The 21,345-nt window shown below is 36.4% G+C and carries 22 protein-coding genes; 20 read left to right on the top strand and 2 right to left on the bottom strand.

Annotated elements, in window-relative coordinates; all coding sequences use genetic code 11:
• Positions 1-104 precede the first annotated feature (104 nt).
• The 10 genes from mutS to glnA all read left to right on the top strand — a co-directional run bounded on the left by mutS (position 105) and on the right by glnA (position 11,931).
• A complete protein-coding gene (mutS, locus tag AAIB49_RS00370; protein WP_343456897.1) occupies positions 105-2,690 on the top strand; it encodes a DNA mismatch repair protein MutS in 2,586 nt (861 codons plus the stop codon).
• Between the two features lie 25 nt (positions 2,691-2,715).
• Positions 2,716-4,566 (top strand): DNA mismatch repair endonuclease MutL, encoded by a 1,851-nt coding sequence (gene mutL, locus AAIB49_RS00365; protein ID WP_343456896.1) that lies wholly within the window; start codon positions 2,716-2,718, stop codon positions 4,564-4,566.
• A gap of 118 nt (positions 4,567-4,684) precedes the next feature.
• Positions 4,685-5,134: a Dps family protein gene (locus AAIB49_RS00360; protein ID WP_339215178.1), complete on the top strand. Its 450-nt coding sequence runs from the start codon at positions 4,685-4,687 to the stop codon at positions 5,132-5,134.
• Between the two features lie 26 nt (positions 5,135-5,160).
• On the top strand, positions 5,161-6,093 hold the full coding sequence (gene miaA / locus AAIB49_RS00355; RefSeq protein ID WP_339215176.1) for a tRNA (adenosine(37)-N6)-dimethylallyltransferase MiaA: 933 nt from the start codon (positions 5,161-5,163) through the stop codon (positions 6,091-6,093).
• A 43-nt stretch (positions 6,094-6,136) separates the two neighbouring features.
• Complete coding sequence (hfq, locus tag AAIB49_RS00350; protein ID WP_186868752.1) at positions 6,137-6,361, top strand: RNA chaperone Hfq; 225 nt, start codon at positions 6,137-6,139, stop codon at positions 6,359-6,361.
• A gap of 183 nt (positions 6,362-6,544) precedes the next feature.
• The gene (gene spoVK / locus AAIB49_RS00345) at positions 6,545-7,480 is read left to right on the top strand and encodes a stage V sporulation protein K (RefSeq protein ID WP_339215171.1); all 936 of its coding nucleotides are present in this window, start codon (positions 6,545-6,547) and stop codon (positions 7,478-7,480) included.
• Between the two features lie 60 nt (positions 7,481-7,540).
• Complete coding sequence (hflX, locus tag AAIB49_RS00340; protein ID WP_339215169.1) at positions 7,541-8,785, top strand: GTPase HflX; 1,245 nt, start codon at positions 7,541-7,543, stop codon at positions 8,783-8,785.
• A gap of 1 nt (position 8,786) precedes the next feature.
• Entirely contained in the window at positions 8,787-10,016 is a 1,230-nt protein-coding gene (locus AAIB49_RS00335; protein WP_343456895.1) for a methionine gamma-lyase family protein, read from the top strand.
• A 106-nt stretch (positions 10,017-10,122) separates the two neighbouring features.
• The gene (locus AAIB49_RS00330; protein WP_339215165.1) at positions 10,123-10,539 is read left to right on the top strand and encodes a MerR family transcriptional regulator; all 417 of its coding nucleotides are present in this window, start codon (positions 10,123-10,125) and stop codon (positions 10,537-10,539) included.
• Positions 10,540-10,599: 60 nt separating this feature from the next.
• A complete protein-coding gene (glnA, locus tag AAIB49_RS00325; RefSeq protein ID WP_339215163.1) occupies positions 10,600-11,931 on the top strand; it encodes a type I glutamate--ammonia ligase in 1,332 nt (443 codons plus the stop codon).
• A 141-nt stretch (positions 11,932-12,072) separates the two neighbouring features.
• Here the strand turns inward: glnA and lexA are convergent, their stop codons facing one another.
• Entirely contained in the window at positions 12,073-12,696 is a 624-nt protein-coding gene (gene lexA / locus AAIB49_RS00320; protein WP_339215161.1) for a transcriptional repressor LexA, read from the bottom strand.
• A gap of 271 nt (positions 12,697-12,967) precedes the next feature.
• Here lexA and AAIB49_RS00315 point away from each other — a divergent pair, with 271 nt between their 5' ends.
• From AAIB49_RS00315 to AAIB49_RS00275, 9 genes are all read left to right on the top strand, one after another.
• Entirely contained in the window at positions 12,968-13,627 is a 660-nt protein-coding gene (locus AAIB49_RS00315; protein WP_343456894.1) for a YneB family resolvase-like protein, read from the top strand.
• Between the two features lie 85 nt (positions 13,628-13,712).
• Entirely contained in the window at positions 13,713-13,949 is a 237-nt protein-coding gene (locus tag AAIB49_RS00310) for a DUF896 domain-containing protein (protein ID WP_343456893.1), read from the top strand.
• Positions 13,950-14,049: 100 nt separating this feature from the next.
• Entirely contained in the window at positions 14,050-16,050 is a 2,001-nt protein-coding gene (tkt, locus tag AAIB49_RS00305) for a transketolase (RefSeq protein WP_343456892.1), read from the top strand.
• Positions 16,051-16,370: 320 nt separating this feature from the next.
• Positions 16,371-16,823, top strand: a complete 453-nt coding sequence (gene sirA / locus AAIB49_RS00300; protein ID WP_343456891.1) for a sporulation inhibitor of replication protein SirA — start codon at positions 16,371-16,373, stop codon at positions 16,821-16,823.
• 51 nt (positions 16,824-16,874) lie between these two features.
• A complete protein-coding gene (locus tag AAIB49_RS00295; RefSeq protein ID WP_026907542.1) occupies positions 16,875-17,096 on the top strand; it encodes a YneF family protein in 222 nt (73 codons plus the stop codon).
• Positions 17,097-17,297: 201 nt separating this feature from the next.
• Complete coding sequence (locus tag AAIB49_RS00290; RefSeq protein WP_343456890.1) at positions 17,298-18,002, top strand: cytochrome c biogenesis CcdA family protein; 705 nt, start codon at positions 17,298-17,300, stop codon at positions 18,000-18,002.
• A 54-nt stretch (positions 18,003-18,056) separates the two neighbouring features.
• Entirely contained in the window at positions 18,057-18,494 is a 438-nt protein-coding gene (locus tag AAIB49_RS00285) for a Na(+)/H(+) antiporter subunit B (protein WP_339215149.1), read from the top strand.
• A 26-nt stretch (positions 18,495-18,520) separates the two neighbouring features.
• On the top strand, positions 18,521-18,892 hold the full coding sequence (locus tag AAIB49_RS00280; RefSeq protein WP_339215148.1) for a response regulator: 372 nt from the start codon (positions 18,521-18,523) through the stop codon (positions 18,890-18,892).
• 26 nt (positions 18,893-18,918) lie between these two features.
• Entirely contained in the window at positions 18,919-19,398 is a 480-nt protein-coding gene (locus AAIB49_RS00275) for a CcdC family protein (protein ID WP_339215146.1), read from the top strand.
• 65 nt (positions 19,399-19,463) lie between these two features.
• Here AAIB49_RS00275 and AAIB49_RS00270 read toward each other — a convergent pair whose 3' ends face one another.
• Positions 19,464-19,931 (bottom strand): DUF2621 domain-containing protein, encoded by a 468-nt coding sequence (locus tag AAIB49_RS00270; protein WP_339215144.1) that lies wholly within the window; start codon positions 19,929-19,931, stop codon positions 19,464-19,466.
• A 252-nt stretch (positions 19,932-20,183) separates the two neighbouring features.
• Between AAIB49_RS00270 and AAIB49_RS00265 the strand changes: the two genes are divergently transcribed.
• Positions 20,184-21,299 (top strand): ATP-binding protein, encoded by a 1,116-nt coding sequence (locus tag AAIB49_RS00265; protein WP_343456888.1) that lies wholly within the window; start codon positions 20,184-20,186, stop codon positions 21,297-21,299.
• The last annotated feature ends 46 nt before the right edge of the window (positions 21,300-21,345 follow it).

Genomic DNA, 21,345 nt, shown 5'->3' with positions numbered 1-21,345 from the left:
GATGTTCCTCGTAAGTTTTTTTTTGGTAAATTGAGCTATAAGTCCTTCTTTTCATTTTATGCTATAATAATAGAATAATATGTAGGCTTTTGGAGGATTTTGTAATGGCAAAATATACACCGATGATGGAACAATATTTAAAGATAAAAGCAGAATATAAAGATGCATTTCTATTTTTCCGCTTAGGCGATTTTTACGAAATGTTTTTTGATGATGCGATTCAGGCATCTAGAGAATTAGAAATTACGTTAACGAAACGTGATGGAGGAAAAGAAGATCCTATTCCAATGTGTGGTATACCATACCATGCAGCGGAAAACTATATAAAGAATCTTGTAGAAAAAGGGTATAAAGTAGCCATTTGTGAGCAGGTGGAGGATCCTAAGACCGCCAAAGGTGTGGTGAAGCGTGAAGTAGTACAACTGATTACACCAGGTACTGTAATGGAAAGTGCTATGTTAAATGAACGGAACAATAATTATATCGCCAGTTTATCCCATTTTCATGATGGATCATTTGTGATTGTATATTGTGATCTTTCCACTGGTGAGAGCCGCATTGCCCAGATTGCTTCTGATTTTGATCGTGTCATTCATGAGTTTTATAATCAACCGATTAAAGAGATTGTTATCTCTTCTGAACTCCCTGAGGAATTACAAAAGCAATTAACAGATCGGTTACACGTAACATTATCCTATCAAGATGAGGTTACATTCAATGGTGAGTATCGTGACATTTGTGAGAATCTAAATGATGAAAGATTAGTGAAAGCTTTTAGTAGGATATTAAATTACGTCCAACATACACAAAAAAGGTCACTAGATCATTTAAAGCAGGCAGAAGTACTAGAGCTTGATCACTTCCTTTCTCTGGATATGTTTTCGAAACGAAACCTAGAGCTGACAGAAACAATACTTCGCAAAGGAAGACACGGTAGTCTATTGTGGGTGTTAGATAAGACAGTCACTGCAATGGGTTCGCGTATGTTAAAAAAATGGCTAGAACGTCCACTACTAGATCGCATACAAATAGAGAAACGGTTAGAAGCGGTGGAAGGATTTTATCAGTCATTCATGGAGAGAGATGCACTACGAGATAGTTTGAAATCTGTCTATGATTTAGAGCGATTAGCTGGAAGGATTGCATTTGGTAATGTGAATGCAAGAGATCTTATACAATTAAAAAAATCGTTAAAACGGATTCCAGAGATAAAAGGACTACTTTCGACTATTGATAATAAAGAAATTAGTAGTTTAGCAACACCGCTAGAATATCCAGAGGACTTAGTTCATTTGCTAGAACAAAGTATTATGGAAGATCCACCTATTTCCATTAAAGAAGGATCCATTATTAAGGATGGTTACAACGAGCAGCTTGACACTTATCGTGACGCATCTAGAAACGGAAAGAAATGGATTGCAGAACTTGAGCAAAAGGAAAAGCAAGAAACCAATATTAAATCATTAAAGATTGGGTATAATCGGGTGTTTGGTTATTATATTGAAGTGACGAAGGCTAACTTACACCTGTTACCTGAAGGGAAATATGAGCGAAAGCAAACGTTAACGAATGCAGAGCGATTTATTACCCCTGAATTAAAAGAAAAAGAGCAGCTGATTTTAGAAGCAGAAGAAAAAAGTGTTGAATTAGAATACACATTATTTACAGAAATACGGGAGCAAATTAAAGCGCAAATTCCTAGAATTCAATTTTTGGCAGATGTTGTAAGTAAAATTGATGTTTTACAAGCTTTTGCTACTGTCAGTGAAGCTAATAATTATCATCGTCCTACGTTTTCGGAAAATAAGCTTCAAGTGAAAAATGGTAGACATCCTGTAATTGAACAGGTGATGAACGTTGGAACATTTGTCCCGAATGACATCGTGTTAGATGATGAGAAGAGTATTCTATTAATCACCGGTCCGAATATGTCTGGTAAAAGCACGTATATGAGACAGCTAGCATTAATCGCTATTATGGGGCAAATTGGTTGTTTCGTACCATGTGATGAAGCGGAGTTGATGATTTTTGACCAAATCTTTACTCGGATTGGTGCTGCCGATGATCTTGTATCCGGACAAAGTACTTTCATGGTCGAAATGTTGGAGGCGAATCATGCCATTGAGCATGCAACAGAGCGGAGTCTAATCCTGTTAGATGAGATTGGACGAGGCACTAGTACGTATGATGGTATGGCCCTTGCCCAAGCTATTGTTGAATATATACATGATCATATTCATGCTAAGACTTTATTTTCTACGCATTATCATGAACTAACGGCACTAGAAGAAAATCTAGCTAGATTACGAAATATTCATGTACGTGCGGAAGAATATGAGGGAAATGTCGTCTTTTTACACCAAATAAAAGAAGGGGCAGCAGACAAAAGCTATGGAATTCATGTAGCTAAACTTGCAAACCTACCTGATAAATTAATCGGACGAGCGAGTGTTATTTTAGAGCAATTAGAAAGTCATGAGGTGAAGGAGAATATCCAAGAGTCCAATCAGCTTTCCTTATTCGAGGAGGAAGAAAAACCAGTGAAGGAGAAGATTACACCTTCTCAGGAAGATAGGAAACTAGTAGAGGCAATAAATCAAATCGATTTATTTGATATGACTCCGTTAGAGGCCATGAACGAATTACATCGCTTGCAAAAATTAGTGAAACAAAACATGATATCAAAGTAGTAATGAATAGAAAGGGTTCTTTCTAATGAAAATATTTCAAATGCCAGATTCACTAGCGAATAAAATAGCAGCAGGAGAGGTTGTGGAAAGACCGGCCTCTGTTGTCAAAGAATTAGTTGAAAATAGTATTGATGCTGGTAGTACCTGGATAAAAATAGAATTACATGAAGCAGGCTTAGAGCAAATTAAAATTACAGACGATGGTGAAGGGATGGTTGAAGAGGATGTGGAACGAGCTTTTCTTCGCCATGCAACGAGTAAAATAAGAAATGAATCCGACTTATTCCATGTTCATACGCTTGGATTTCGTGGGGAGGCGTTAGCGAGTATCGCGTCTGTAAGTAGATTAACGATTAGAACTTCTCAAGGGGATGCTGCTGGAACGTACTTATCCCTTGAAGGTGGCATCGTAACGGAGCGGGGGAAAAGTGATGCTAGAAAAGGTACTGAGATAACCGTGTCAGACCTATTCTATAATACACCTGCCCGTTTAAAATATATGAAGACTATTCACACGGAGCTTGGTCATATTACAGATCTATTAAATAGGCTAGCATTATCCCATCCAGAAGTTCGGTTTGAGGCAACACATAACGGGAAATCTTTATTTAAAACGCCTGGTACTGGAGATTTACTACAAGTAATCGCGCAAATATATGGAATGGGTGTCGCGAGGAAGATGTTACCTATTAAAGGGGAGACTTTAGATTTCAAGATTAGTGGGTTTATCGCTAAGCCAGAAATCACTCGTGCATCACGAAATTACATTTCTATTCTATTAAATGGTCGTTATATTAAAAGTATACCGTTGAATCAAGCGATAATTCGTGGATACCATACGCTGCTACCTATTGGGCGGTCGCCGATTGCAGTTCTAGCAATCGAAATGGATCCTTATTTAGTTGATGTTAATGTCCATCCAACGAAATTAGAGGCTCGTTTTAGTAAAGATAAAGAATTGTTTACACTAGTTGAGCAGCTGATACAAGATACATTTAGACAAACTAGACTAATTCCAGAGATTGAACAAAAACCGGTGGAAAAGCCTAGACCATCGATTCAACATACAATGGATTTTGATCGGTCTGCTACCCTTTTAAAGGAAACGATAGAACCTACGAGTAAATTGGATAATTATCCAGCGTACCAACCAGAAGTAAAACAAGAAAGTATGGTAGAACAGGATGGGAAGCACCATCATAATCAAGAAAAAGAAGAACGATTTGATTCTGAACCGGAAGAAGTAACTACACCGACTCCTGTAGTACAAGAAGAAGTCATTCCTTCTGAAGAGCGAGTTCCAACCATGTATCCAATTGGCCAGCTACATGGCACCTATATTCTTGCTCAAAATGAGAATGGATTTTATATGATTGACCAGCATGCTGCACAGGAGAGAATTAAATATGAATTCTTTAAGAAAAAGTTAGGAAACACAACCAATGAGGTTCAAGAACTGCTAATTCCATTAACATTCGAGTTTTCAAAGCAGGAGTCTATCTTTATTGAACATTACCGAGATGAATTAGAAAATGTTGGACTATTCTTCGAAGATTTTGGTAATCAAACGTATATTATTCGATCCTATCCAAACTGGTTTCCAAAGGGATTTGAAGAAGAGGTCATTCGCGAAATGATAGAGCAAATTATGGATGATGAACGAATTAATATAGAGTCGATACGGGAAGAAGCGGCCATTTTAATGTCATGCAAACGTTCCATCAAAGCGAATCATCACTTAAACCATGATGACATGTTTCGCTTGCTGGAAGATTTAAGAAAAACGACTGATCCATTTACATGCCCACATGGTCGGCCAATCATCATTCATTTTTCTACGTATGAGTTAGAAAAAATGTTTAAACGTGTGATGTAATAGGTATATTTCATCTGCACTTCGATAATGCTAGTAATAAAAGCCTAAGAATAAGGGATGATATGTCCAGTTTTAGAAGGGTACTGCTTTTTTTAGTAGCAAAAGAGGTGGAGTGCAGATGGAAAATCAAAAGCTGATAAATTTTTTAAATCAATTACTATCGAATCAATTTGTTATGTATGTAAAACTACATCGTTATCACTGGTTTGTTCAAGGAAGGCATTTTTTTCAACTACATGCATTGTTTGAAGAAATGTATGCCAAATTCGCAGAAGACCTTGATGAAGTAGCGGAGAGAATATTAATGATTGATGGTAAACCATTAGCAACAATGTCAAAATACTTAAAAGAAGCGACGTTAGTAGAAGCAAGCGCAGATGATAAAGAAGATGAAATACTCGATCAACTACATGACGATTACAAACAACTCATTGCAGAGATTAAAGAAGTCGGATTTAAGCTTGCAGACGAAAGAAATGACGAGCCTACAAAGGACTTATTAATTACGCTTCTAGGAAGCTATGAAAAATATGTTTGGATGCTATCTGCATATCGTGCATATAAATAATAGAATGAATTATTAGGGGAAGATGAATGAAACAAAAGGTTATAGCTATTGTTGGTCCTACTGCTGTAGGGAAAACAAACTTAAGCATTGAAGTTGCCAAAAAGTTTAATGGAGAAATTATTAGTGGTGATTCCATGCAAGTATATAGAGGCATGGATATTGGTACAGCAAAGATTAAGAAAGAGGAAATGCAAGGGATTCCGCACCATATGATTGATATAAAAGATCCTCACGAGAGCTTTTCGGTTGCGGATTTTCAATACTATGTTCAAAAATACATAAAGGAAATATCAGATCGAAACCACATTCCTATTATCGTTGGTGGAAGTGGTCTTTACATACAATCCGTGCTATATGATTACCACTTTTCTAAAGAAAAGCGAGATGATGCTTTAACGAAATCACTTGAAGCCGAAATGAACCAATATGGAATAGAGCCATTGTATGATCGATTAAAACAAGTTGATCCAACACAAGCAGAAAAAATACATCCTAATAATTATCGAAGAGTTATTCGGGCATTAGAAGTATATGAGAAAACGGGATTAACGATGACGGAATATCAATCACAACAACAAGAAGAAATGCCCTATGATTCGATGTTAATCGGCTTAGAAATGGAGCGTTCCTTGTTATATGAACGAATTAATCTGCGGATAGATGAGATGATTCGTGCGGGATTGTTAGAAGAGGTTCAACAACTAATCAATTGCGGATATGAGAATGCTTCATCGATGAAGGCGATTGGGTATAAAGAATTAATTCCGTATCTTAAAGGAGAGACGTCATTAGAGAGCTCCGTTGAATTACTAAAGCGTAATTCAAGAAGGTATGCTAAACGACAATATACATGGTTTAAAAACAAAATGGATGTTCATTGGTATCAAGTTACACCATTAACCGTAAGTGAAAAAGTTAATGAGATTTTACATGATTTAGCAGGATTTCTTAAAAGTTAAGTAGAAATATAATAGTATAGACAGAAAAGAGGAGGAAACTTAGGTGGCGCAATCAGTAAACATTCAAGACCAATATTTAAATCAATTAAGAAAAGAGCATATTTCCGTTACTGTATTTTTAACAAATGGTTTTCAGTTAAGAGGAATCGTCAAAGCGTTTGATAATTTTACTGTATTGTTAGAATCAGAAGGAAAGCAGCAGCTGATTTTTAAACATGCTATTTCCACTTTTGCACCAGCTAAAAATGTCAATCTTGATAAAGAATAAACAGGGTGTATCCTTCAAATAAAGTGTGGAGCACAATAGGTCTGTCCTTGACATTGCAACTTTCTCATTTGTTGTATCGTCTAGGACAGACCTTTATTCTGCTCTATGGTTTAGGGGCTTATAGGCATTTGTCACAACTTTATCCTTCTAGACGTATAATAACATGACTAAGGAGTGATAAAGTTGGCTACGCAAAAGATTCATCACAAAAATGGTAAAATTAATATTGTTTTACAAGATAATAAAGTTACTAAGATAGATAACAATAATCATGAGGAATATGTAGGCAAAGACCCTTTTGCTCATATTGATCAAGAACTTTCGTCATTTGTTGGATTAACGGATTTAAAACGTAAAATAAAAGAAATTTATGCCACGATCATCATAAATGAAAAACGAAGTCAAATGGGGCTTTCCAATACGAAGCAAGTGTTGCATATGCTTTTTAAGGGGAATCCAGGTACTGGTAAAACAACAGTCGCGAGAAAATTAGCTAACATATATTTTGATATGAATTTACTGTCAAAGGGTCATTTTATTGAAGCGGAGAGAGCGGATTTAGTTGGGGAATATATTGGTCAAACAGCTCAAAAGACCCGTGCTCTTATTCAAAAAGCGATTGGAGGAGTACTGTTCATCGATGAAGCGTACTCATTGGCCCGTGGTGGTGAAAGAGATTTTGGTAAGGAAGCGATTGACACACTTGTAAAGCATATGGAAGATAATGGGAATGATTTTGTCCTCATCCTAGCCGGATACCCTGATGAAATGGAACGATTTCTTACATTAAATCCGGGGCTAAAGTCGCGCTTTCCATTTATTCTTGAGTTTCCTGACTATGATGTGGATCAATTGATGGATATAACAAGACAAATGGCATCGGAAAGAGAATATCAATTATCTAAGGATGCGGAATGGAAGTTAAGAAATTTCCTCTATAAACAAAAAAACGATCCTAATCGTAACTTTTCCAATGCTCGTTTTATCCGTAATGTAGTGGAACACGCCATTCGTATGCAAGCTGTACGATTATTATACAAAGATAACATTTCGCCAGATGAACTTATTTTATTAACAGGCAATGATTTAAAGCTAGAAGACATTCAATCGATTTGGTAAGAAGTGTCATTTACAAGAGAAAACGAATCATAATAGGAGTTTAAGGAGAGTATGAGCACAATGCCCGAAGAAAAAGTGGTAGTTATCGCTGTAAAAAAGCCGCAGCTGCAGGATGATTATTTTGCGTCTTCTCTAGAAGAACTAGTATCACTTGTCGATACAGCAGGTGGTCACGTAGTAGATGTTATTACGCAAAATAGGGAACGAATTCATCCTGCTTTTTATATTGGTGAAGGTAAAATGGAGGAAATAAAGCAAAGGATAGATGAACTAGATGTTGATCTGGTAATTTCAAATGACGAATTATCTGCAGGGCAGTCACGGAATTTAAGTGATTACTTTGATAGAAGAGTAATTGACAGAAGCCAGCTAATATTAGATATTTTTGCAGCAAGAGCAAAAACAAAAGAAGGTAAGCTTCAAGTCGAATTGGCACAACTGGAATACTTATTACCGAGATTACGTGGTCAAGGTGTCCAATTATCTCGCTTGGGAGCCGGTATCGGTACACGAGGACCGGGTGAAACTAAGTTAGAGACAGACCAAAGACATATTAGAAGGCGTATTGATGACATTAAAAGGCGTTTGAAGCAAGTTGTGAAACAGCGTGATCAATATCGGAAACGTAGAAAACAAAATGAAGTGTTTCAAATTGCCATTGTCGGGTATACCAATGCTGGAAAGTCAACCCTTTTTAACCGGTTGACGAACAGCGATTCTTTAGAAGAAGATAAATTATTTGCAACACTAGACCCACTTACTCGAAAGCTGCAATTACCGTCTGGTTTGAATGTGCTATTAACCGATACGGTAGGTTTTATTCAACAGCTTCCAACGACGTTAATCGCAGCCTTTCGCTCCACCTTGGAGGAGGTCAGTGAAGCAGACTTTATTCTCCATGTTGTCGATAGTTCACATCCGGATAATGAGCAACACCAAGAAACCGTGCTCAAATTATTGGATGAGTTAGAATGTAGTACGATACCAATGCTGACTGTTTATAATAAGAAGGACTTACTAAAAGATGATTTCATTCCAAAAAATCGCCCTTATATTGTCCTTAGTGCACTAGAGAGCAGGGATTTACATCGATTAGTAAAAAAGATAGAAGAAGTATTAACGAATGAATGGGATTCTTATCGTGTTTTAGTAGAAGCGGATAAGGGTGATTTGCTAAATCGCTTTGAGCATGAGACAATTCTTTTGGAGAAAAACTTTGATGAGGAAACAGAATCATATAGCTTAAGTGGATTTATTCGTGCAGAGCATCCACTTAATGGAATAGTAAAGGAGAAAAATACGTAACATGTTAGAGAAATTCGTAGAACAAGCAGAAAAAGATATCGCAGAAATACATCGAGAGATTAATAAAACAGTAGAAATAAATCAAAAACGAATATTGGATGCTTTTAGAAGGAATAAAGTTAGTGATAGCCACTTTAATTCTACCAGTGGCTATGGTTATGACGATATTGGACGAGACACGTTAGAATCAGTCTATGCCGATGTATTTGGTGGGGAGTCTGCAATCGTTAGACCACAATTGGTATCGGGAACACATGCCATTACAACGGTGTTATATGGGTTACTTAGACCAGGTGATGAATTAGTCTATATTACTGGTAAGCCCTATGATACATTGGAATCTGTGATTGGCATTACAGGGGAGAAGACAGGATCATTAAAGGATTTCCAGATTACATACAACGAAGTACCATTAACAGAAGAAGGTCAGATCAATTTCCCTAGAATAAAAGAAGTAATCCATGATCGTACGAAAGTGGTTGCTATCCAACGCTCTAAGGGCTACGCCGATCGCCCTTCTTTTACGATAGAAGAGATAGAAGAAATGGTACGCTTTGTCAAGGAGATTCGGGATGATCTAATCGTGTTTGTGGATAATTGTTATGGGGAATTTGTAGAAGAGAAAGAACCTCTACATGTTGGAGCAGACATCATGGCAGGTTCATTAATTAAGAATCCAGGTGGTGGAATTGTACGAGCTGGCGGATATATTGTAGGAAAAGAAGACTTAGTGACATTATGCGCATATCGTTTAACTGCTCCAGGTCTCGGGAAGGAATTAGGGGCTACTTTCCATTTACTGCAGGAAATGTATCAAGGCTTCTTTTTAGCTCCGCATGTGGTAGGAGAGGCATTAAAGGGAGCGGTCTTTACTTCCAGACTATTAGAACTGCTAGGATTTATGACAACGCCACATTACCAAGAAAAAAGAACCGATTTAATTCAGTCTGTAACATTTGAAACAGCAGAACAAATGATAGCCTTTTGCCAAGCAATCCAGCAAAACTCCCCTGTCAACTCATTTGTAACGCCATACCCTAGTGAAATGCCAGGATATGAGGATGATGTCATTATGGCTGCTGGAACATTTATTCAAGGCTCAAGTATAGAATTGTCAGCAGATGGCCCGATTCGAAAACCTTATACGGCCTTTGTACAGGGTGGACTTACGTATGCACATGTAAAGATTGCGTTAATGGAAGCTGTACAAGCTATTTTAGATAAGAAATAACGGATTGAACTTAACACACATTGTTTATGTTAAGTTTCCTAACATTCGGTTGACAGAATAACTGACATTTAATATAATAATTTTGTAGATAAGGGAGGTCATAATCATGAATGATAAGGATCGACGCTCCATGCCTTTGTTTGGAATCGGTATTGTAATGAAGCTTACCGAGTTAACCGCAAGGCAAATTCGCTACTATGAAGAAAATGATTTAATTCATCCTGAGCGAACAAAAGGGAATCAGCGACTATTCTCATTCAATGATGTAGATCGTCTACTAGAAATTAAGAATTATCTAGATAAAGGTCTAAACCTTGCAGGGATTAAATTATTACTAATTGATGAAGATTCTGATGTAGAGAAAACAGAAGAAAAGGAAAAGGCATTACCAGAAGAGAAGAAATCTGTTCTAACAGATAAGCAGCTTCGAACGATTTTAAGACAAGAAATTACCGAAGCGAATCGATATGGTAAAGCTAATCTACGACAAGGGGAACTTGCTAGATTTTTTGTGAATAGGTAGGTATAGGGGAAGTGAATTCCTATTAAATATACTGATTATAATTTAGGAGGAGAGAAATTTATGGGTTACTCGAGAGAAGAGATTGAAAGAAAAATCAAAGAAGAAAACGTTAAATTTATTCGACTTCAATTTACAGACATGTTAGGAACAATTAAAAATGTGGAAATCCCATTAAGTCAATTAGAAAAAGCGCTTGATAACAAAATGATGTTTGATGGCTCATCTATCGAAGGATTTGTACGTATTGAAGAATCTGACATGTATTTATATCCAGATTTAGATACATTTGTCGTATTCCCTTGGACGTCAGAAAAGGGAAAAGTTGCCCGTTTTATTTGTGATATTTATCGTCCTGATGGTACACCATTTGAAGGGTGCCCACGTTATAACTTAAAACGTAATTTAAAGAAAATGGAAGAGCTTGGCTTTGATGCCTTTAATATTGGAACTGAACCAGAATTTTTCCTATTTAAATTAGATGAAAAGGGAGATCCTTCTTTAGAATTAAACGACCATGGTGGATATTTTGATTTAGCACCGACTGATTTAGGGGAAAATTGCCGTCGTGATATCGTATTGGAATTAGAAGAAATGGGCTTTGAGATTGAAGCATCTCACCATGAGGTTGCTCCTGGACAACATGAAATTGACTTTAAATACTCTGATGCATTAAAACATGCGGATGATATTCAAACGTTTAAGCTAGTTGTTAAGACAATTGCTAGAAAACATAATCTTCATGCAACGTTTATGCCTAAGCCATTATTTGGAGTAAACGGTTCTGGAATGCATACGAACATGTCTCTATTTAAAGGTGGAGAAAATGCATTCTACAATCCAAGTGGAGATTTAGAATTAAGTGAAACTGCTTATCAATTTATTGCAGGTATTGTGAAGCATGCGACTGGATTTACAGCAGTAACTAATCCAACAGTTAACTCCTATAAGCGTTTAGTACCTGGCTATGAGGCACCAAGCTATGTAGCATGGTCTGCAGCAAACAGAAGCTGTCTAATGCGTATTCCAAACTCTCGTGGTTTAAGTACACGTGTTGAGGCAAGAAGTGTTGACCCAGCAGCTAATCCATATATGGCATTATCTGTTTTATTAGCAGCGGGACTTGATGGAATCCGTAACAATATGACACCACCACCTGCAGTTGATCGTAACATTTATGTTATGACAAAAGAAGAGCGTGATGAAGTTGGAATTAAAGATTTACCATCATCACTAATTGATGCATTACAAGAACTTAAAAATGATGAAGTTATTGTAGAAGCACTAGGCGAGCATCTATTTGAACATTATATCGAAGCGAAAGAGATTGAATGGGATATGTTTAGAACAAGCGTACATCCATGGGAAAGAGATCAATATTTAACTAACTACTAATAGAAAAAAACCGGTGAGTATAGGAGAATCCTCCTTGCTCACCGGTTTTTTGATAGAAATTATATTAGCTCTGCGATTATTATAAACGCATTTGCCAAGAGATGGGCAAATGCGTGTTAGTTTGTTTATTTCGATATATCGTTAATGAATATGACGATAAAGTCCAACTACTTTACCAAGAATCGATACATTCTTATAGATTAATGGCTCCATTGTTGCGTTTTCAGGCTGTAAGCGAATATAATCTTTTTCTTTAAAGAATCGCTTTACGGTTGCTTCATCATCTTCCGTCATTGCTACAACAATATCTCCATTTTGGGCCGTACTCTGTTGTTTCACTATTACCATATCACCGTCTAAAATACCGGCCTCAATCATACTTTCACCATCAATTACTAGGACAAATAGATTTTCATCCGGACCTGCAGTTGAGCTAGGGACTGGCACAAATTCTTCAATATTTTCGACAGCAGTAATAGGTATACCTGCCGTTACTTTACCAATAACGGGTGCATAGCGAGCTTCTTCCCTCGGGATATTACTTTCTTCATCCAAATCTAGTATTTCTATTGCTCGAGGTTTAGTAGGGTCCCGGCGAATAAAACCTTTGCTTTCTAATCTAGAGAGGTGCCCGTGAACAGTTGAGCTTGAGGCAAGGCCCACTGCTTCAGCAATTTCTCTAACAGATGGTGGATAACCTTTTAATCTGACTTGTTCTTTTATGTATTCCAGTATAGCTTGTTGTCTAGTTGATAATTTTGTCATCTATTAAACACCTCGCACATATTATTTATTAATGCTAGTTTACCATCGTATAGCATAGAATGCAAACATTCGTTCGAAAAAGTCGTTGACAAGATCGTATGTTCTGTTATAATAAAAATACGAACAAAGGTTCTTGTGATATAATGGAGAAGGGATGATGGAAAATGTTTGGTAGAGTAAACAAGACAGATTTATTTTATATTGTTGCTTTTGCTGTAACATTAGGTTTCTTATACGTATCATTAATTAGTGCATAATAGGAGTTAATAAATTGAATGTTATTATATACTGCAGAGTAAGTACAGATAAAAAAGTTCAGGAAACATCTTTAGCTAGACAAAAGGAAGAATTATACCAATTGGCTAATCGGTATCAATTCCATGTTGTAAAATGTATAGAGGAGCAAGCGAGTGGATATGAAGTAGAACGTGATGGCGTATTTGAAATGCTTGAAGCGTTTGAACGTGGACAAGCAGATGCTCTCCTTATTCAAGATGAAACAAGATTAGGTCGGGGAAATACAAAAATAGCATTGTTTCATCAATTAGCGAAGTTGAATATTTCCATCTACACTGCGATACACGATGGAAAGCTTGAATTATCCGAATCAGATTCCATGGTATTACAGATTGTTGGAATAGTGGAGGAATACCAACGTAAAATTCACAATGTAAAAATAAAGCGAGGTATGAAAAAAGCAATAGAGAATGGTTATAATCCAGCTAAGAATCTGGCAAATCAGCATTTAGCTCCAGGTAGAGAGAGAAAGGAAGTACCAATCGAGGAAATCATTCGATTGCGAAATAATGGTCTTACCTTCAGTGAAATTGCAAAGACGTTAACTGGATTGGGATATTCTATCTCAAAGGCAACTGTTCATAGAAGGTACCAAGAATATCAAATAATTGATTCAGATAAGTTGAACAGGTAATATTAAAAAGCAAGAACATGTCGTGTTCTTGCTTTTTACTATTAATAATGCTAAATAAGATAGAGTTATTCTAGGAGGCTATGAGATGATTTCAAAAGAAAAATTAGTTCGTATTAATGCACTGGCTAAAAAGGCAAAGACTGCAGAAGGACTGACAAAGGATGAAGAAAGGGAGAGAAAAAAACTACGAGAAGAGTATTTAGGGAATGTCCGCAACTCTTTTAAGAATCAATTGAAGACCATGACGGTAATCGACCCAGCGGGAAATGACGTGACTCCTAAAAAGTTACGAGACATGCAGGAAAGAAACCAAAAACATTAGACATAGTAATTTCGTAATAAGGAATACTAGTACTTGTTAACTATCTACAATTTACAGAAATAAGTATTACTATTCTTTTTGACCGAAAGGAGTATGACGTATGTCTACCAATATAGAGCAAATGTCCATTAATGCAATTCGCACCCTATCCATTGATGCCATAGAAAAATCTAATTCAGGACATCCTGGATTACCGATGGGTGCTTCTCCAATGGCATATACGTTGTGGACAGATATAATGAATCACAATCCTAATAATTCTCAATGGTTTAACCGCGATCGGTTTGTGTTATCTGCTGGACATGGATCCATGCTATTGTACAGCTTATTACATTTATCGGGGTATGACGTAACAATAGAGGACTTAAAGGAGTTTCGCCAGTGGGGCTCTAGGACACCGGGTCATCCAGAAGTTCATCATACCGATGGTGTAGAAGCAACTACAGGTCCTTTAGGCCAAGGTATTGCAATGTCTGTTGGGATGGCAATGGCTGAGGCGTATTTGGCTGCTAAGTATAATAAGAGTGATATGAGCATTATAGACCATTACACCTATTGCTTAGTTGGTGATGGTGATTTAATGGAAGGAATTTCGCATGAAGCGGCTTCCCTTGCTGGCCATCTAAGGCTCGGTAAATTGATTGTATTATACGATTCTAATGATATTTCGCTAGATGGAGAATTAAACCGTTCTTTCTCGGATAATACGGAAGAACGGTTTAAAGCCTATGGTTGGCAGGTAATTCGGGTTGAGGACGGAAATGATGTAGAAGCGATTCGGATGGCATTAAAAGACGCGAGAGAAAATATCAAACAACCTACGCTAATTGAAGTGAAAACCGTTATTGGCTATGGATCTCCTAATAAATCAGCTTCTTCTGCTTCACATGGTGCTCCATTAGGGAAGGATGAGGTATTGTTAACAAAAGAATTCTATCAGTGGCAGCATAAAGAATTCCATGTTCCAGAAGAGGTATATGCTGATTTTAAAGAGAAGGTACAAATAAAAGGTGAGAAACTAGAAGCAGAATGGAATATGCTTTTGGCCACTTACCGTGATAAATATCCACAAGAGGCTAAGGAACTAGAGATGGCCATTACTGGTGAATTACCGCAAGGGTGGGCTGATAACCTTCCAGTATATGAGGTAGGAAAGTCTCTTGCGACAAGAGCTTCTTCAGGCGAGGTATTAAATGGTATTGCTAAAGCGATTCCGTATTTTCTTGGTGGAAGTGCGGACCTAGCTGGCTCTAATAAAACCACCATTACCGGAGATAAGGACTTTACTAGAGAGAATTATAGTGGCAGAAATATATGGTTCGGTGTTCGGGAACATGCAATGGGTGCTGCACTGAATGGTATGGCACTTCACGGCGGGTTGAAGGTGTATGGCGGCACATTCTTTGTTTTCAGTGATTACTTACGTCCAGCAATACGATTATCTGCTATTATGAATACACCTGTTACATACGTATTTACACATGACTCGATTGCTGTTGGTGAGGACGGTCCAACACATGAACCAATTGAACATTTATCAGCGTTCCGAAGCATGCCGAACCTTTCCGTAATTCGACCGGCAGATGGAAATGAAACCAATGCTGCCTGGAGACTTGCGGTGGAATCGACAGATCAACCAACCCTTCTCGTATTAACACGACAGAACGTACCGACATTAGAGGGTACAAAGGAATATGCATATGAAGGTGTAAAACGTGGTGGATATATTTTACGTGATTCCAATAAAGAAATCCCTGATGCGATCTTAATTGCTTCCGGTTCCGAAGTTCAATTAGCAGTGGAAGCACAAAAAGTACTTCGTGAAGATAATATAGATGTACGAGTGGTTAGCCTTGCATCATGGGATCGTTTTGAAAGCCAAGAAGAGAATTATAAAGAAAAAGTTCTTCCTAAATCGGTTACCAAACGAATTGCAATTGAAATGGGGTCTCCGCTTGGCTGGGAACGTTATATTGGGCAAGAAGGGAAAATTATTGGCATTTCTACCTTTGGCGCATCCGCAAATGGAGAAAAGTTAATCGAAGAATACGGATTTACCGTTGAAAATGTAGTAAAGCATGTAAAAGATATCGTTACGTAATGGAATCGTACTAGATGGTATGATGCGTATCTAATTTTAAATCAGTACAAGATACCAACTTAGGAATTGCATAGGCTCAAACAGAAGGAGAGGCTTCAGTAAGTTCATAAATGTTCTTTCTAGGTAAAAGATAGCCAAAAGCAGATTAGCCCCGACTGAAACAACATTCGGGGCTATTTAAAAATAACATATAAGTAGTTCCAACCTATTTTTCATCTATTCATCCATTCGACAAAACTAGTGATAATATATTTCACCGTTTGACATTCTTTTTTACTAGAAAACGTATAATAGATGAAAAAGGGGAGGGGCTATAGCAAATGAAAGAGTATACGGTTTATTGGATAAAAGAAGAATTTGCTAAACACTATTACTATAAGAGTGATATTTTATATCGTTTTATTAAAGAGTATCATTTGAATCAATTCAGAAATGATCTACATATGCAATTTCATTATATTACGGAGAACTTCCCTAAGGATTCTTTAACTTCACAATTACGGAGACAGCCAAAAAACACACTTGGAAAAACTAAGAGTAGCGAAATGCTAGAGCTTGGTAATAAACGGGAATTTATTACTTTACAGATTGAAGAAAAACATATAAAATTTCGTTGTGAAACATTACAGGATGCTGAGGCATTATTATTTCCTACTTTGAGACGGTTTCATCCATATTTATTCATTATGAATAGCGAATATGAAAATTATGGTTGGATTTCGCCTGCAAAGACAATTACAGCGTATAATAATGATCAAGTATTGTATTCTTAGGACTGTTTTACTATACTGTATAAGAGACAACACGAAGGAGGAAACGAATAGATGGACGTAATTTGGGTCGTATTAATTGCTATAGCAGCTTTAATTGCTGGTGTTGCTCTTGGATTTTTTATTGCAAGAAAGTATATGATGAGCTATTTGAAAAAGAATCCACCTATTAATGAGCAAATGCTACGCACGTTAATGATGCAAATGGGCCAAAAGCCTTCACAGAAGAAAATCAATCAAATGATGCGTGCAATGAATAATCAAATGGATAAATAGCATACTGCAATCATGTTACAAAATCATGTATACATTGCACAAAGATACCCCGTACTATGCCTAGTAGGGGTTTTTTCATATGATAGGAAACCATTTAAGAGTTTTGCCAATAGGATATCCACCTAATTGTCAAATTCCTGATGCATAAATTGGTCAACCATCTGATATAATGAATGGCAGAAGTAAACTAGGAGGCTAAGTATGTCTGAAATAAATATTTTTCTTGCATTTGGTGCTGGATTTCTATCTTTTATTTCTCCATGTGTATTGCCACTTTACCCGGCATTTTTATCATACATAACAGGAATGAGTGTTAGTGAAATAAAAGATGACCATAAAATGTTAAATCGTAATAGTATTCTTCATACGATATGCTTTTTAATTGGATTTTCTAGTATTTTTATTATTTTTGGATTTGTCACTTCCTCTATAGCTCAATTTCTTTTGACTTATAAGGACATAATAAGACAAGTGGGTGCTTTATTAATTATATTTTTTGGACTTGTCATTGTCGGTATTTTAAATTTCAAGTTTTTAATGAAGGATAGGAAGATAACCTTTAAAAACCGTCCGTCAGGCTTTTTAGGTTCTGTCTTAATTGGGTTTGCCTTCTCATTAGGCTGGACACCTTGTACAGGACCTATTCTAGCGGTAGTATTTACATTAACTGCAACCGATCCTAGTAAGGGGATGGTGATGATGATTGCGTATATTTTAGGTTTTTCAGTCCCATTCCTTGTCCTTTCCTTCTTTATCGGAAAATTAGGTTGGATTAAACGGAATAGCCATAAGTTAGTTAAAGTCGGTGGGTACATTATGATCGCTTTAGGTATTGCTCTATTTTTCGATTGGATGACGAAGCTTACGGCTTTCTTAGCTGGGTGGATAGGTTTCAATGGATTTTAACGGTAAACTATATTATTATAATACCTATAGATTCTACATAAGGAAGTGTTATTTTTGAGCAAACCCAATAATCTAATTTTGCAAACTGCAACTGCACTTATTGCCTTTTTACTGCTAGGGTTTTCTGTATATTTGTTTTTTGCAGGTCATAACTCTCCAGGTGGTGGGTTTATTGGCGGCCTAGTTACAGCAGCAGCTGTAGTATTACTATACATGGCATATGGTATTGATTTTGTAAACAAAATATTGCCAATTAACTTTCGAGCGCTGATTTCAGTCGGGTTGTTAGTTGCATTCTTAACAGGTGTAGGTTCATTCTTATTTGATGTTCCATTTTTATCACATACATTTGGTTACTTTGAATTTCCAGTATTCGGCGAAGTGGAACTAGCGACAGCAATGTTGTTTGACTTGGGAGTGTATTTAACAGTAGTAGGTGTAACCGTAACAATTATTATAAATATAGCAAATGATACACAAGCAGAAGTTTGATTTTATATAATTGGGGGATTTGTTAAATGGCAAGAATATTGGTAGTTGATGATGCTAAATTTATGCGCACGACTCTTCAATCGATTCTAACCAAGGATAACCATGATGTTGTAGGGGAAGCAGAGAATGGGAAGGAAGCAATATCGCTTTACTTAAAGGAAAAACCAGATTTAGTTATTATGGATATTACCATGCCGATCATGAATGGTATCGAAGCTATCAAAGAAATAATGAAGATTGATTCGAATGCTTCTATCCTTGTTTGCTCAGCGATGGGGCATCAGAAAGTGGTTGTAGAAGCGATAGAATTAGGGGCAAAAGACTTTATCGTAAAACCATTCGATGAACACCGTGTGTTGGAGACGGTAAATCGCGTATTATCACATATTACAAGCTAATCTATACACCGGGAAAGAGTGTTACTATGTTTTGGATAATAGCAAGTACTGTTGTAGCATTTATAATGGCTTCTGTCATGATAGTTGTTCGCTTAAAAGCATCCAGGAAGCCCGCTTCTGTAAAAAGAATCATTTTACCACCTTTGTTTATGAGTACAGGGGCATTGATGTTTCTTTTCCCAGAATTTCAGATAAAGTGGATTCAAGTAGTAGAGGCCCTTACGGTTGGGGTTGTTTTCTCGATTTTTCTCATTAAAACCTCTAACTTTGAAATTCGAAATGATAGAATATATTTGATTCCTTCCAAAGCCTTCATATTTATTTTAGTTGGCTTACTGATAGTTAGATTAGTGTTAAAGATTGCATTAGGAGGAACAATCACGTTAGGAGAAACTAGCGGTATGTTTTTCTTATTGGCTTTTGGCATGCTTGGTAGCTGGAGACTAGCGATGTTATATAAGTATAAACAATTAGAAAAAGAATTAAAGGTGCCTTCATCTTCTTGAGGGCACCTTACTTATTCGAACGTATTGTTCATCAACATCTAATTCTCTGGCACTTCACACTATACTTATTGGCTTTTCTTATAATTAGCTTGCCAGTTCGCTCTATAATCCTCTTTAGATCGCTTAAATAGATGTTCATAAGGGGATACGTCTATTTGTTTTTCTTTTAATTTTTTTCGTAAGAATTTATGATCTCGCTTTGGTGTTGCAAGGATATATCCTTCGATGATAACATCCTGATTAATTTTATTCATCCCTTGTTCAAGGGCCACTTGCCCTATTTTACTAGCAATTTTTTGCCTAGCTACATCTCGGAATAATTCAGGGACAGGGGAGACCAATTCCTCAAGTAGATCTTTCTCTTCCTGATTCCACATATGCTTTGACTTCTCTATAAAATGAAGCTCCCAATCCATCATAGATTTTCCATCTTCTTTTGGAAGCTGTTTTAAGAATTTGCGGAACATAAAGTATCCACCGATTGCCATAAATCCAATCATAAAAAATCCCCAAAACACTATAATATATGACATAATATCCACCTTTTTCCTTCATTTTACTTTACTATCGTATCAAAATTTAGTTGAATTATAGGTAACAGTTATGTAATTTTCACTACTAAGCGCTAAAATTCTGATAAACTTATTACTTTTAATAATTATCTATGCTAATATTATTATAATTATAGTTTACTTTTTAAACAACTTTCATATTTGGATATATATCAACATATAGTATAGTAAGCTTGTTAGATTGTAAGAATTTGTAGTAAAGGGGTGGATCCAATGGAGAAAGAAACAAATAAGGACAGTATAGAGCAAAATTCAGCAGTGGTAATCAGCCCTTTTGAAAGCGTATTATCAGAATCGGATAGTATTCATATGTTACCGGAATTTATCACAGAATGGATAGAGCAAAATAGTAATGAGTTTTTTTCTTTATGGGATAGTAGAGGTATAGGTCTATACTTTTCAAAATCGATTGAGCATATACTCGGTTTAAAACCTAGAGAATTAGTAGGTAAATCTTATCAGAATTTTATACTTCCTGAAGATGTTGCATACATAAAGAAGGATTTTAATCAAGAAACGTTTACAAATCAAACCTTTAATGTACATATCGTTAATTATGATCAAAAATACATATGGTGTGAAGTGAAAGTTGGAAAAATCACTGACCCAACTACTGGAGAGCATCTCTATATTTGCACGACAAGAGATATTACAGAAAAAAAAGAAACCGAGGAAATGATGATTCGCTCAGAAAAAATGTCTATTGCCGGTCAACTAGCAGCTGGTATTGCACATGAAATTCGAAATCCGCTAACATCGATTAAAAGCTTTCTTCAATTACTACAGGCTGGGGTAAATCGCAAAGATGTCTATTATAAGATTATGATCGATGAGATTGAAAAGATGGAAACTATTACATCGGAGCTGTTGTTTATTTCCAAACCACTTACGGATAATAAGAAGCAAGAATCTATCTTACAGATGATCAAAGATGTAATGGAATTACTTAAACCCCAAGCTAATCTAAAAAATATATTAATAGAGATCATCGGGGATGAACAATTTATCTATTGTGATAAATCCCAGATAAAACAAGTACTAATCAATATTATTAAGAATGCTATTGAGGCAATGGAGGAAGCTGGCAAGATTACGGTAATTCTAAAGGATATGGCTGATGAGATTACGATTGACATAGTCGATGAGGGTCCAGGCATAGATGAAGAGGTTATCCATAAGCTAGGCGAACCATTTTTTACTACTAAACAGCAAGGTACTGGACTAGGATTAATGATTACAAAGCAATTACTGGAAAGACATAATGCGAAGTTAGAAATCTTACAAAATGAAATTAAAGGCAGTACATTTCGGATTATTTTCCCAAAATAGGACTCATTATTACTGCTATTGATATAATTAAGTAGGAAATTAATTC

The organism is Ornithinibacillus proteolyticus, from assembly GCF_039581225.1.
Classification (GTDB): Bacteria; Bacillota; Bacilli; order Bacillales; family Amphibacillaceae; genus Ornithinibacillus; species Ornithinibacillus massiliensis.
This window is presented reverse-complemented; position numbering and strand designations above follow the sequence as displayed.

Coding starts and splice junctions, on each gene's coding strand:
- miaA (WP_339215176.1), top strand. CDS start 5,161: ATGAAACAAAAGGTTATAGCTATTGTTGGTCCTACTGCTGTAGGGAAA.
- AAIB49_RS00270 (WP_339215144.1), bottom strand. CDS start 19,931: ATGTCATATATTATAGTGTTTTGGGGATTTTTTATGATTGGATTTATG.
- AAIB49_RS00295 (WP_026907542.1), top strand. CDS start 16,875: ATGGACGTAATTTGGGTCGTATTAATTGCTATAGCAGCTTTAATTGCT.
- AAIB49_RS00335 (WP_343456895.1), top strand. CDS start 8,787: ATGTTAGAGAAATTCGTAGAACAAGCAGAAAAAGATATCGCAGAAATA.
- mutL (WP_343456896.1), top strand. CDS start 2,716: ATGAAAATATTTCAAATGCCAGATTCACTAGCGAATAAAATAGCAGCA.
- AAIB49_RS00290 (WP_343456890.1), top strand. CDS start 17,298: ATGTCTGAAATAAATATTTTTCTTGCATTTGGTGCTGGATTTCTATCT.
- hflX (WP_339215169.1), top strand. CDS start 7,541: ATGCCCGAAGAAAAAGTGGTAGTTATCGCTGTAAAAAAGCCGCAGCTG.
- sirA (WP_343456891.1), top strand. CDS start 16,371: ATGAAAGAGTATACGGTTTATTGGATAAAAGAAGAATTTGCTAAACAC.
- glnA (WP_339215163.1), top strand. CDS start 10,600: ATGGGTTACTCGAGAGAAGAGATTGAAAGAAAAATCAAAGAAGAAAAC.
- lexA (WP_339215161.1), bottom strand. CDS start 12,696: ATGACAAAATTATCAACTAGACAACAAGCTATACTGGAATACATAAAA.
- AAIB49_RS00275 (WP_339215146.1), top strand. CDS start 18,919: ATGTTTTGGATAATAGCAAGTACTGTTGTAGCATTTATAATGGCTTCT.
- AAIB49_RS00310 (WP_343456893.1), top strand. CDS start 13,713: ATGATTTCAAAAGAAAAATTAGTTCGTATTAATGCACTGGCTAAAAAG.
- AAIB49_RS00280 (WP_339215148.1), top strand. CDS start 18,521: ATGGCAAGAATATTGGTAGTTGATGATGCTAAATTTATGCGCACGACT.
- AAIB49_RS00330 (WP_339215165.1), top strand. CDS start 10,123: ATGAATGATAAGGATCGACGCTCCATGCCTTTGTTTGGAATCGGTATT.
- AAIB49_RS00265 (WP_343456888.1), top strand. CDS start 20,184: ATGGAGAAAGAAACAAATAAGGACAGTATAGAGCAAAATTCAGCAGTG.
- tkt (WP_343456892.1), top strand. CDS start 14,050: ATGTCTACCAATATAGAGCAAATGTCCATTAATGCAATTCGCACCCTA.
- AAIB49_RS00360 (WP_339215178.1), top strand. CDS start 4,685: ATGGAAAATCAAAAGCTGATAAATTTTTTAAATCAATTACTATCGAAT.
- mutS (WP_343456897.1), top strand. CDS start 105: ATGGCAAAATATACACCGATGATGGAACAATATTTAAAGATAAAAGCA.